The organism is Pseudanabaena sp. PCC 9330 (assembly GCF_055795045.1).
This window is the reverse complement of record NZ_JAYFES010000078.1, coordinates 83,438-95,724: the sequence shown is the minus strand read 5'-3', so window position 1 is coordinate 95,724 and position 12,287 is coordinate 83,438. Positions and strand designations below refer to the sequence as shown.

Sequence of the window (12,287 nt, the reverse complement as noted above, 5' to 3'; positions counted from 1 at the left end):
CCCGATATTATGACCGCATCTGGTTCTCTAGAATCCAGTCCTTGCGCTGCCAACTACCGCCTTGGGAGGCCGCATAAAGATGTGTCAGGCAGTCAGCTTGAATGGTTCTTTCGGGCGTTGTTGAGGCATTTGTAGCTTTGCTTTTACAAAAAATGCTTTATCAAGCGGCGAAATGTCTGACGTGTCGATGTCGTCATCTGCCATTTCGTCAATTCTGGCCCAGTCAGTCTTGGATGTATTGTTTATAAGCAGCGAGAAACCGGGTTTCTGTTGATCCTTATTGAAAGCTAATTCTAGCCTTTGGGGCAAGAAACCCGGTTTCTAAACGAGCGCGTTAGGGCAGTTCGGTGGTGCCCATCAGGTAGCGATCGCACTCCCGCGCCGCCCCGCGCCCTTCGTTGATGGCCCACACCACCAGGCTCTGGCCCCGGCGACAATCCCCCGCCGCAAACACGCCGGGAATCGAAGTAGTGTACTGCTCGTGCTCGGCCTTCACATTGCTGCGGCCATCTTTTTCTAGGCCCAAAGCATCGATCAACGGCTGCTCGGGGCCAAGGAAGCCCATGGCCAGCAGCACCAAATGGGCCGGGATCACCTTCTCGGTGCCGGGTACGTTCTGCGGCACAAAGCGGCCATTCTCGTCTTTACCCCACTGAATCTGCACGGTGTGGACGGCCTTCACGTTGCCCTGCTCATCGCCTTCAAACTTGGTGGCGGTGGTCAGGTAGGCGCGGGGGTCGTCGCCAAATAGGGCGGCGGCTTCTTCCTGGCCGTAGTCCATCTTGTAGACCTTGGGCCACTCGGGCCAGGGGTTGGCGGCTGATCGCGTCTCCGGCGGCTGGGGCATGATCTCCACCTGGGTGACGCTGGTGCAACCGTGGCGAATGGAGGTGCCCACGCAGTCGGTGCCCGTGTCGCCGCCGCCGATGATCACCACATCTTTGCCCGCTGCCGAGATGTAGTCGTTGCCGGGGTAGCCATCCAGCAGCGCCTGGGTGTTGGCGGTGAGAAACTCCATGGCAAAGTGGATGCCCTTCAGGTCGCGGCCTTCAATGGGCAGGTCGCGGGGCTTGGTGGAGCCGGTGCAGAGCACGACAGAATCGAACTCCTTCAGCAGGTTTTCGGCAGAAATGTCTTTGCCCACCTCGGTGTTGCACACAAAGATGACGCCCTCAGCCTCCAGCACATCCAGCCTGCGCTGCACCACCTCTTTCTTATCCAGCTTCATGTTAGGGATGCCGTACATCAGCAGCCCACCGGGGCGATCGGCCCGTTCGTACACCGTCACCCAGTGGCCCGCCGAGTTGAGCTGGGCGGCGGCGGCCAGGCCAGCGGGGCCAGAGCCAATCACCGCCACCTTTTTGCCGGTGCGCTGCTGAGGAGGGGAGGGGGTAATCCAGCCCGACTCCCAGCCCTTTTCAGCGATAGAGTACTCAATGTTTTTAATCGTCACCGGGGGGCTGGTGATGCCCAGCACACAGGAACCCTCGCAGGGGGCAGGGCAAACGCGCCCGGTGAACTCGGGGAAGTTGTTGGTCTTGTGCAGGCGATCGAGGGCTTCTTCCCACAGGCCCCGGTAAACCAGGTCGTTCCATTCGGGGATTAGGTTGTTGATTGGGCAGCCGCTGGCCATGCCGCTGATGGTCATGCCGGTGTGGCAGAAGGGGGTGCCGCAGTCCATGCAGCGCGCGCCTTGGGTGCGGAGGTTGTCCTCCGGCATGTGGAGGTGAAACTCGTCCCAGTTGCGAATGCGATCGGCGGGGGCGACCTCTTGCGCCACTTCCCGCAGGTATTCCATAAAGCCAGTCGGTTTTCCCATGGTGGTTGTCCTTAATGATTCTGTAGCCAAATATCTGGAGTCAAAATTTGAATGTTCTGAAAGGGATTAAGAACTAATAAATCATTGTCCCCTGTGATGATAAAGTCTGCCTGACCGCTAACTGCTAATTCTAAGATCTGATTATCTTTAGGGTCTCGACAAGCAGTGATTCTCAAGGAAGGTTCAATCAAAGATGATCGCCTCACCAAGACCGCTAAGAAGTCTCTTTTGTCTTCTAAAGTAATATAGCGGTCAAACTTTTTTCGATTTAGTACACTTCTTAGCTCCCCTAAAGTTTCCACTGAAACCAGAACATTGCCTGTATCTAAAACCTTTCTAAAGACTTGGGCAGGCTTGCTCTGACGAAAAAGGGCAGCACTGACCAGAACGTTTGTGTCCAGAACAAAACGGCTACTCGTCATTCAGAATGGATTCTAGAATTTCAGGCGTTAGCCCTTGAGACTGGGCGTAGTTACTCATCGAATCCATGACCTCTTCGAGCGATCGCTTAGGTTGAGTCAAGTCCCCTAGCTGCAAGCTCAGCAGAGCCTCAATTTTTCGCTGCTCCTCTTCGGATGCAGCTTCAAATCGCTCGGCTACTTCTGCGCTAACTCGAATTTGAATAGTTTTTGTCTCCATTGTTCTGTGTTCTGATAGTTTGTAGAATGCATTGCCTTACGAATGCGCCAAATTGTAATGGGTGCATTCCTCGACAGATTAAGGAATCTTCAGCCTTGGAGTAACAAGACGCATTAGGCCATCCCAACCATCTACCTTAGGGTCCTTATTTCTTGGATCTGATAAATCTAGTTCTTCTAGTGTCCAATGCCATTTCCCAGCGTTGCACGCTGTGCAAGCAGTCACAAGGTTTTCTGGATCATTATTTCCACCATAACTCCTTGGAACAACATGATCTATGAATGCAGCTAACGCGCCTAACGCCCAATGCTTCTCCAAATTAGTTCTTCCCCAACGAGCCTCTACTGGGAAGAAATCAATGAGAACTTTTCGAGCAGCCTTAGAAATAACGCGACAACCACAATAACGACAACGCCACCCGTCACGAATATGTATTGTTCGTTGACATGCAAGTCCAGGCATTTTGACTTGGGCTTCTTTAGGAATTAAAGTGGCTGATGGCTTCCTACTTTGGTGATGCACTTCTGGGTTGATTTTGCGAATTATTTTGGATATGTGATCCCAAATAATTGGCATGTCGGCTTCTTTGATAAGCTTTCTTGCGAGGTCAAGGTCATTCTTAATCAATTCATTAGTAGCTTGATCAAGTAGAGTTGCTGCCTCATCAAGCTCTGCAATAGGGGGTAGAAAGCAATCACGCAACTGACTCTTCATGTTTGAGGGATACTTTTGAAGAAAATTTCTGTAAGGTGCATTGCTGGCGCGAATGCACCCTACAGGTGGCCTAACTGCCGCCGATGCGGGCGACATCGCGGGCGTTTTCTTCAAACGCTGCCGTCAGGGCATCGTCGCCAGTGAGGCCATCGGCGAGGGCTTTTTGGATGTGTTGCAGCACGCGCTTGTAGTCGCGGGGCATGACCTTGACGAACTTGGGCACCATGGCATCCCAGTTATCGAGGATGCGCTGGCCCAAAGCGCTGCCGGTATAGCCCACGTGGCGCTGGATTAGCTCTTGCAGATCGCGGATTTCCTCCGGTTCTGCCAGGGTTTCTAGATCCACCATTTCGCGGTTGCAGCGGGTGGCAAAGTCGCCCGCCTCATCGAGCACGTAGGCGATGCCGCCGCTCATGCCCGCCGCGAAGTTGCGTCCGGTGCGGCCCAGGACGATCGCCTTGCCCCCGGTCATGTATTCGCAGGCGTGGTCGCCGACGCCTTCCACCACCGCCGTCACCCCTGAGTTGCGGACGCAGAAGCGTTCTCCGGCCAGGCCGCGAATGTAGGCTTCGCCGCTGGTAGCTCCGTAGAAGGCCACATTGCCGGTGATGATGTTCTCCGCAGGCACAAAAGTGGATTGCTTGGGCGGGTAGACAATCAGCTTGCCGCCGCTGAGGCCCTTGCCCAGGTAGTCGTTGGCTTCGCCTTCGAGTTCGAGGGTGACGCCTTTGGGTACAAAGGCCCCAAAGCTCTGCCCGGCGCTGCCCTGGAAGTGCAGGTGCACGGTGTCGTCGGGCAGCCCTTCCCAGTGGCGCTTGGTGATCTCGTTGCCGAGAATGGTGCCGACGACGCGATTGATGTTGTGGATGGGCAGGGTGGCGGTGACCTTTTCGCCACGCTCAATGGCGGGGGCGCACAGCTTCAGCAGCGTGGTCATGTCGAGGGATTTCTCCAGCCCGTGATCCTGGGCCATCTGGCAGTAGCGGCCCACCTCGGGGCCCACTTCCGGCTGGTGGAGGATGGGGGAGAGATCGAGACCCTTGGCCTTCCAGTGGTCGATGGCGGCCTTGGGCTCCAGCACGTCGGTGCGGCCCACCATGTCATCAATGGAGCGGAAGCCGAGTTGGGCCATCCACTCGCGCATTTCCTGGGCAATGAACTGCATGAAGTTGACCACATGGTCGGGGTCGCCCATGAAGTGCTTGCGCAGTTCGGGGTCTTGGGTGGCGACGCCCACGGGGCAGGTGTTCATGTGGCAGACGCGCATCATGATGCAGCCGAGGGAGACCAGGGGCGCGGTGGCAAAGCCAAATTCTTCGGCCCCAAGCAGGGCGGCGATCACCACGTCGCGGCCCGTTTTCATTTGGCCGTCGGTTTCGACCACGACGCGGCTGCGCAGGTTATTCATCACCAGGGTTTGGTGGGTTTCAGCTAACCCTAGCTCCCAGGGTAGACCGGCGTGCTTGATCGAGGTTTGGGGAGAGGCCCCGGTGCCGCCGTCGAACCCGGCGATGAGGATGACATCGGCGTGGGCCTTGGCTACCCCGGCGGCGATGGTGCCGACGCCCACCTCCGACACCAGTTTGACGTTGACGCGGGCGTCGCGGTTGGCGTTTTTGAGGTCGTGGATCAGCTCGGCCAGGTCTTCAATGGAGTAGATGTCGTGGTGGGGTGGCGGCGAAATCAGGCCGACGCCGGGGGTGGAGTGGCGCACCTTGGCAATCCAGGGGTAGACCTTGCGGCCCGGCAGCTGGCCGCCTTCGCCCGGTTTGGCCCCCTGGGCCATTTTGATTTGAATCTCCTGGGCCTGGGAGAGGTAGAGGCTGGTGACGCCGAAGCGGCCGGAGGCCACCTGCTTGATGGCGCTGTTTTTGGAGTCGCCCTTTTCGTTGGTCCAGGTGTAGCGATCGGGGTCTTCGCCGCCCTCGCCGGTGTTGGATTTGCCGCCAATGCGGTTCATTGCGATCGCAAGTGCTTCATGGGCCTCTTTAGAGATCGACCCGTAGCTCATTGCCCCGGTCTTAAACCGCCGGGTGATGGCCTCTACGGGCTCCACCTCGTCGAGGGGAATCGGCTCGCGCTGCTTAAACTGAAGCAGGTCGCGCAGGCGAAACATCTGCTTGTCCTGCTCGTTGACGATGGCAGCGTAGCGCTTGTAGGCCTCATAGTCGCCCGTTCTCACCGCCTTTTGCAGGGTGTGAATCACCTCGGGGCTGAGCAGGTGAGCTTCGCCCTCCTTGCGCCACTGATAGTCGCCGCCCACATCCAGGGTGACGTGCTCGGCGGGGCGATCGGGGAAGGCGTGGCGGTGGCGCTTGAGGGCTTCTTCGGCCAGCACGTCGAGGCCCACCCCCTGAATGCGGGAGGCCGTCCAGGCGAAGTACTGGTCGATAACGGTGTGGTTGAGGCCCAGGGCTTCAAAGATCTGCGCGCCGCGATAGCTCTGGATGGTGGAAATGCCGATCTTGGAGGCGATTTTGATCACCCCCTTGGTGACGGCTTTGATGAAGTTCTGGCAGGCTTTCTCCAGCTCCATCGGCGGCAAGAGCTGGTCAGTGATCATGCCCGCGAAGGTGTCGAACACCAGGTAGGGGTTGATCGCGCCGCAGCCGTAGCCGATTAGAGTGGCGAAGTGGTGGACTTCGCGGGGTTCGCCCGACTCCAGCACCAGACCGACGCGAGTGCGGCTGCCGTTGCGAATCAGGTGGTGGTGCAGGCCCGCCACCGCCAGCAGAGCGGGAATGGGGGCGTGGGTGGCGTCAAGGGTGCGATCGCTGAGAATGATCAGGCTGGTGCCGTTGGCGATCGCCGCATCCGCTGCCGCAAAGATCCCGTTCAGCGCCGCCTCTAGCCCCGCTTCACCTTCCTCAGCTTTAAACACAATCGGCAGCGTCACCGAGGGAAAGCCGCTCTCGCCAGCGTTCTTCAGCTTCGCCAGCTCTGCGTTGGTAATGATCGGCGTTTTCAGGTTGATCAGCCGACAGCTCTCGGACTCAGGCTTGAGTAGGTTGCGCTCGCTGCCGATGGTGGTGTCGGCGGAGGTGATAATCGCCTCACGAATGGAGTCAATGGGCGGATTCGTCACCTGGGCAAACAGCTGGTGAAAGTAGTCGTAGAGCAGCCGCGGCTTGTTGGATAGCACGGGCAGCGGCGTATCGGTGCCCATTGCGCCCACGGCTTCCACGCCGCTCTCAGCCATGGGCTTGAGCAGCAGGCGCAGTTCCTCGAAGGTGTAGCCAAAGGCGGTTTGGAGGATCGGCAGGGGCGCGAGGTTGGGTAGGGGCAAATGGCCATTCACCCCTACGGTGTCTGCCGCCTCCGGCAGATCGCCCAGCTTCACCAAGTGCTGATCCAACCATTCCCGGTAGGGTTGTTCAGCAGCGATTTGGTGCTTGATCTCCTCATCCGAAACGATGCGGCCCTCCTCCATATTCACCAGGAACATACGGCCCGGCTCCAGGCGGCCCTTGTAGGCCACGTTCTCTGGGGCAATGGGGAGAACACCTGCTTCCGAGGCCATGATCACCAGGTCGTCTTTGGTGACGGTGTAGCGGGAGGGACGCAGGCCATTGCGGTCGAGCACCGCGCCCATCATGGTGCCGTCGGTAAATGCGATCGCAGCTGGGCCATCCCAGGGCTCCATCAGACAGGCGTGGTATTCGTAAAAGGCTTTTTTCTCAGCGCTCATCGACTCGTGGGCCGTCCAGGGCTCCGGCACCATCATCATCATGGCGTGGGGGAGCGAGCGGCCCGCCAGGGTCATGAGTTCCAACGTGTTGTCAAAAATTCCCGAGTCGCTGCCCTCTTTATTGATCAGTGGCTTAGCCCGCTCCAGATCGCCGCCAAAGAAGTCGCACTCAAACATCGACTGGCGGGCATACATCCAGTTGATGTTGCCGCGCAGGGTGTTGATCTCGCCGTTGTGGGCCACGTAGCGGTAGGGGTGCGCCCGCTCCCAGCTGGGGAAGGTGTTGGTGCTAAAGCGCGAGTGCGCCAGGGCCAGGGCGCTTTCCATATCGCTGTCGGCCAGGTCGGGGAAGTACAGCCCCACCTGCTCCGGCGTCAGCATGCCCTTGTAGACCACCGTGCGGCAGGAGAGGCTAGTGGCGTACAGGTAGGGGTCAACCCCGGTGGAGTTGATGGCGGAGTGAGCCCGCTTGCGAATGATGTACAGCTTGCGCTCAAAGGCCAGCTCGTCGGCCAGATCGGGCGATCGCGCAATGAACACCTGCTGCATAAACGGCTCGCTGGCCTTGGCCGTATCGCCCAGGGAGGTGTTGTCCGTGGGCACGTCGCGCCAGCCCAGCACGGTCTGGCCCTCCTCTTCGCACACCCGCTCAAACAGACGGCGACCCTTGGCGCGATCGCCCGCATCCGGCGATGAGAAAAAGAACCCCACCCCGTACTGCCCCGGTGCGGGCAAGGCAAAGCCCTCTGCCGCCGCCACCTTGGCCATAAACTTGTGGGGCATTTGCAGCAAAATGCCCGCCCCGTCGCCGGTATTCGCCTCGGCCCCCACCGCCCCCCGGTGGGATAGGTTGACCAAAATCGTTAGCCCCTGCTGCACAATGCTGTGGGACTGCGCGCCTTTCATATGCACGATAAAGCCCACACCGCAGGCATCGTGCTCGTACTGGGGATGGTAAAGGCCTTGGGCTTGGGGCAGTTGGGATAGGGTCATTGATTTATCGCGCAAAACAACGGAACTCAAACAGGGACAGATAGCATACCAGCCTAGCTATTCTGTAGTGGAGAATGAACTGCTCACTGCTCTCTTAAGAAAATAATCGGATCAGGCAACTCGAACCTTGCGAAATATCACAAAGCTCTTAACCCCTTGCTTTTGCAAACTTCTGCTATGTGGAATACAAATATAGGAATCGATATGATAAGCCTTATCCCAGTCTAGAACTCGACTTCTGTTGTTGAAAAGCCATAGTTCTCGAGTTGAACATATTTTGGGGCGATCATCGGAACTTTGTTTTATTCGATTCATTAAGCTAATGAATGCGCCATGTAAAGAACTAAGTAAAAAAGCTGAGCTGAAAGTCGCTGCCACCTGTTTTGACCGACTTAATTAGACCTAAAAAACGCGTTCTGATGGGCCTGATTCGGCGATCGATAAACCGTAAACTCTGATTTTCGCAGAGTTTGCTCAGAGTCATTTTCGAGGCCTATAGCTATCCTTACCTGGAAGGTAAGGATAGCTATAGCACCAAGCCCGAGTCACGTCGCCCCGATTCCCAAAAGGCCTAACCGCAGGAGCAAACAACCGTTTGCCCTGCTGAATCAGGGGTAGCCAAGGAGGATTTAGTACAACGCTAAGGCAAGACTCCGCCAAGATGCATAAATGTATTAAGCAAGGTATTAGTAGAAAAGACTAATCTGTTGCCAGAGTCTCAATCAGTAAGTCTACCTGCTGCTGTTTTTCTTGCAGGTAGGTTTCGCACTGGTTCAAAGCTTGGACGGCTTGCTCAAACTGCTCTAGAACCGAGGCCAGAGGTAGATTGCCAGACTCTAGATCGGCAATGACGGCCTCGACGGTAGCGACGGTGGCTTCGTAGTTCCAAGTTTCGGTAGGGGTGGCTTTTTTAGGCATAGGAAAGGGTGAAATGGATGAACAGAGCGATGGGTAAGCAGGTGAATGAGTGATTCTTCATTCTGGCAGTGGATGAATCTGGGTAATCGAGACCGTCAGACGCCCTTGAGCCAGCTGGATGCTCAGTTCTTGGCCTGGGGTAACAGCAGTGGCCTGGGTAACCAATTGACCGGCCTCATTGCGCACTAGGGCATAGCCTCGCCTGACTACAGTATCGGGGTCGAGGGTCATCAGGTGGCTGCGCAGGGCTTGGGTGCGATCGCTGGCCTGTCTCATCTCCACCTGTACACCTTGAGTCAAACGCCGCTTGAGCTGCTGCAGGTGCTGCTGCTGCTGCTGAACCCGCTGATCGAGGCGAATGCGCAGCAGGCGCTGGCCCAGGCGGTGCACAGTGTTCTCGGCATACAACAGGTGCTCAGACATCAGGGCTTTGAGCTGGTCGGCCCGCTGCCGGTGAGCCTCGACGAGATCAGCTAGGGCAGGGACGGCGGCGATCGCCGCTGCCGTAGGCGTGTGGGCACACCAGTCTGCCGCCAGATCGGCCAGAGACTCGTCGCGCTGGTGGCCAATGCCCGTCACCACCGGTATGGGGCAGTTAGCCACCGCCCGCACTACCCGCTCATCGTCAAAACACTCCAGGTCTTCGCTAGCCCCACCGCCCCGAGCGAGAATTAGCACCTCGGCCCGACCGTCGGCAGCGACGCGGTCGATCGCCGCTACGATCGAGTCGGGGGCACTGTCACCCTGCACCGTTGCCGGGGCAAACAGGATGTGGAGGCCGGGGTGGTGGTGGCGGAGCGATCGCTGAATATCGCCCCAAGCCGCCGCCTGGGGCGACGACACCACCGCGATAGTCTGGGGCAGGGCCGGCAGCGGGCGCTTGTATTCATCGTCAAACAGCCCCTCAGCCGCCAGACGCTGGCGCAGTTGGCGGTAGCGCAGCGCCTTCAGCCCGTCGCCGCTGGGCAGCACCTGCACCACGGTCAGCTGGTAGCTGCTGCGCTGCGGATACACCTTCACCGAGCCCAAGGCGATCACCTGGTCGCCCACTGTGGGCTGCGCGGTCAGGCGCAACTGCGCACTTTTCCAGACCACGCAGTTCATAGCCGCCCCAGTATCGGGATCAGTTAGGGTAAAAAATAATCCTTTGGCGTGGGGGTTGGCGCTAGAGACTTCTCCCACGACCCACACCTGGCGCAGGGTAGGGTCATCTTCGAGGGCCGCTTTAATGTAGTCCACCAAGCCACCGATGCTGAGGGCGGCGGGGGTGTGGGCCAGGTTGAGTTCAAACTGGGTCATGGGAGGGCGTTGCCGGGCCAATTGCTAGGGTGGGCCAGTCTCTAGTGTGGGCCAGACCGCAGCGAACATCAACCAGCTAGCGCCAAGAGGGCGATCGCCCTATATTTTGCACTGCTAGCTATCTCCCGGCTTGACGCTATTTTTTATCGCGCATAATATTTGAGTGTTATAGGTTTTTGCACCGGGCTCTTTTGCACTGGGCCTCTCCAATGTTGTATTTGCAGCTATCCTTAGCCCCTCTCTTCAGCCTGCTTCTGGGGCTGGGCCTGCTGCTGCGCCTTGGGCGCAACTAACTTTTTTACATAGAGGCAAAATGCCTCGCACAGATTAAGCCCAGGTCCAGCAGAGAAACTCTGACTGGAGTAAAGCTCCCGGCCCTGGTACAGCCTTACGGCCTGGGTCACAGCGTTGCCCCAAGCCTGACTATGGCTTAGGAGTTTGAGTGCCATTCCCCCCTGGGCTGGGGTGAGGATGGCCTTTTGAGTCTTGCTATTTGTCAATTGTTGCGAAAATTTTTGAGAAACACCCCCCATGTTGACTAACCCTGCTGAGAAGTACCGCCCCTTTGCGCCGATCGCATTGCCCGACCGCACCTGGCCCAGCCAGACCATTACCCAGCCCCCGATCTGGCTCAGCACCGACCTGCGCGACGGCAACCAGGCGCTGATTGAGCCGATGTTTGTAGACCAAAAGCTGCGGATGTTTGAGCTGCTGGTGGCGATCGGATTTAAAGAAATTGAGGTGGCCTTTCCGTCAGCCTCAGAGACCGACTTTAACTTTGTGCGCCGGTTGATCGAAGAAAATCGCATACCCGACGATGTGGAAATTCAGGTCTTGACCCAGGCGAGGGAAGACCTGATTCGCCGCACCTTTGAGTCGTTAGCTGGAGCCAAGCGGGCGATCGTCCACGTCTACAACGCCACGGCTCCGGTCTTCCGGCGGGTGGTGTTTCGCAACGACAAAGCAGCCACCATCGACCTGGCGGTGAAGGCCGCCACCCTGATTCGCGATTTGGCCGCTGAACGGCCCGAAACCCAGTGGCGCTTTCAATATTCGCCGGAGGTGTTTTCGCAGACGGAGCTAGAGTTTGCCCGCGATATCTGCAATGCCGTTCTCGACGTGTGGCAGCCGACCCCCGATCGCAAAGCGATCATCAACTTGCCCGCCACGGTGGAGAGCGCTACCGCCAACGTGTTTGCCGACCAGGTGGAGTGGATGCACCGCCACCTGGCCTACCGCGACAGCGTGGATTTGAGCGTGCACAACCACAACGATCGGGGCTGTGCGATCGCCGCCGCCGAGCTGGGCCAAATGGCCGGGGCCGATCGGGTTGAGGGCTGCCTGTTTGGCAACGGCGAGCGCACCGGCAATGTCGATATTGTCACCCTGGCGCTCAACCTCTACACCCAGGGCATTCACCCAGGGCTAGATTTCTCGCGCATTAACGAGGTGGCCCGCATAGTCGAAGACTGCACCCAACTGCCCATTCACCCCCGCCACCCCTACGTGGGCGACCTGGTGTTTACCGCATTCTCCGGCTCCCATCAAGATGCCATTCGCAAGGGCTTTGCGGCCCGAAATCCTGAAGACCTTTGGGATATGCCCTACTTGCCCCTCGACCCGGCGGATCTGGGTCGCTCCTATGAGTCGGTGGTGCGGGTCAATAGCCAGTCGGGCAAGGGCGGCATTGCCTTTTTGCTGGAGCGCGACTACAACCTCAGCCTGCCCCGCCGCCTACAGATTGAGTTTAGCCAGGTGGTGCAGCGGGCGATGGATGCCACTGGCAAGGAGATGACCGCCCCCATGCTGTGGGATCTGTTTGAGCAGGAATATCTGCGGGCCAATGCGCCGTTTAAATACGTCAGCCACCACTGGCGCGATGACGAAAGCCCCTCGGCGATTTCCACAACCCTGGACTGCGATGGCGACACGCTGACCCGCGAAGGCCAGGGCAACGGCCCTATTGACGCCTTTGTAGCGGCGCTGAACCTGGGCATTCGGGTACACAGCTATGAGGAGAAAGCAATCGGCCATGGCAGTGATGCCGATGCGATCGCGCTGATCGAAATTGCCGCCGACTGGCTAGAGGGCACTATCCACGGCGTCGGCATTCACGGCAGCATTGTCACCGCCTCGCTGCTGGCCGTGCTCAGTGCGGCAAATCGAGGGTTGGCCACGCTGCCTCCAGCGCAACGGCAGCGGATTTTGCCCTAGCCC

8 protein-coding genes are annotated in these 12,287 nt (G+C 58.2%); 1 reads left to right on the top strand and 7 read right to left on the bottom strand.

The window, feature by feature from the left end; all coding sequences use genetic code 11:
- Positions 1–334 precede the first annotated feature (334 nt).
- The 7 genes from AC0QKW_RS06750 to xseA all read right to left on the bottom strand — a co-directional run bounded on the left by AC0QKW_RS06750 (position 335) and on the right by xseA (position 10,070).
- Complete coding sequence (locus AC0QKW_RS06750; RefSeq protein WP_473150293.1) at positions 335–1,819, bottom strand: glutamate synthase subunit beta; 1,485 nt, start codon at positions 1,817–1,819, stop codon at positions 335–337.
- A gap of 11 nt (positions 1,820–1,830) precedes the next feature.
- Entirely contained in the window at positions 1,831–2,241 is a 411-nt protein-coding gene (locus tag AC0QKW_RS06745; protein WP_473150292.1) for a putative toxin-antitoxin system toxin component, PIN family, read from the bottom strand.
- A complete protein-coding gene (locus AC0QKW_RS06740; RefSeq protein WP_473150291.1) occupies positions 2,231–2,458 on the bottom strand; it encodes a hypothetical protein in 228 nt (75 codons plus the stop codon). The genes AC0QKW_RS06745 and AC0QKW_RS06740 overlap by 11 nt, the downstream gene beginning before the upstream one ends.
- A gap of 78 nt (positions 2,459–2,536) precedes the next feature.
- Positions 2,537–3,172, bottom strand: coding sequence for an HNH endonuclease (locus AC0QKW_RS06735; protein WP_473150290.1), 636 nt, complete (start codon positions 3,170–3,172; stop codon positions 2,537–2,539).
- A gap of 70 nt (positions 3,173–3,242) precedes the next feature.
- The gene (gltB, locus tag AC0QKW_RS06730; protein ID WP_473150289.1) at positions 3,243–7,853 is read right to left on the bottom strand and encodes a glutamate synthase large subunit; all 4,611 of its coding nucleotides are present in this window, start codon (positions 7,851–7,853) and stop codon (positions 3,243–3,245) included.
- A gap of 699 nt (positions 7,854–8,552) precedes the next feature.
- Positions 8,553–8,771 (bottom strand): exodeoxyribonuclease VII small subunit, encoded by a 219-nt coding sequence (gene xseB, locus AC0QKW_RS06725; RefSeq protein WP_473150288.1) that lies wholly within the window; start codon positions 8,769–8,771, stop codon positions 8,553–8,555.
- 57 nt (positions 8,772–8,828) lie between these two features.
- Positions 8,829–10,070 carry an exodeoxyribonuclease VII large subunit gene (gene xseA, locus AC0QKW_RS06720; protein WP_473150287.1) on the bottom strand — a complete coding sequence of 414 codons (1,242 nt, stop codon included), beginning with the start codon at positions 10,068–10,070 and terminating at the stop codon, positions 8,829–8,831.
- 531 nt (positions 10,071–10,601) lie between these two features.
- Between xseA and leuA the strand changes: the two genes are divergently transcribed.
- Positions 10,602–12,284 carry a 2-isopropylmalate synthase gene (leuA, locus tag AC0QKW_RS06715; RefSeq protein ID WP_473150286.1) on the top strand — a complete coding sequence of 561 codons (1,683 nt, stop codon included), beginning with the start codon at positions 10,602–10,604 and terminating at the stop codon, positions 12,282–12,284.
- The last annotated feature ends 3 nt before the right edge of the window (positions 12,285–12,287 follow it).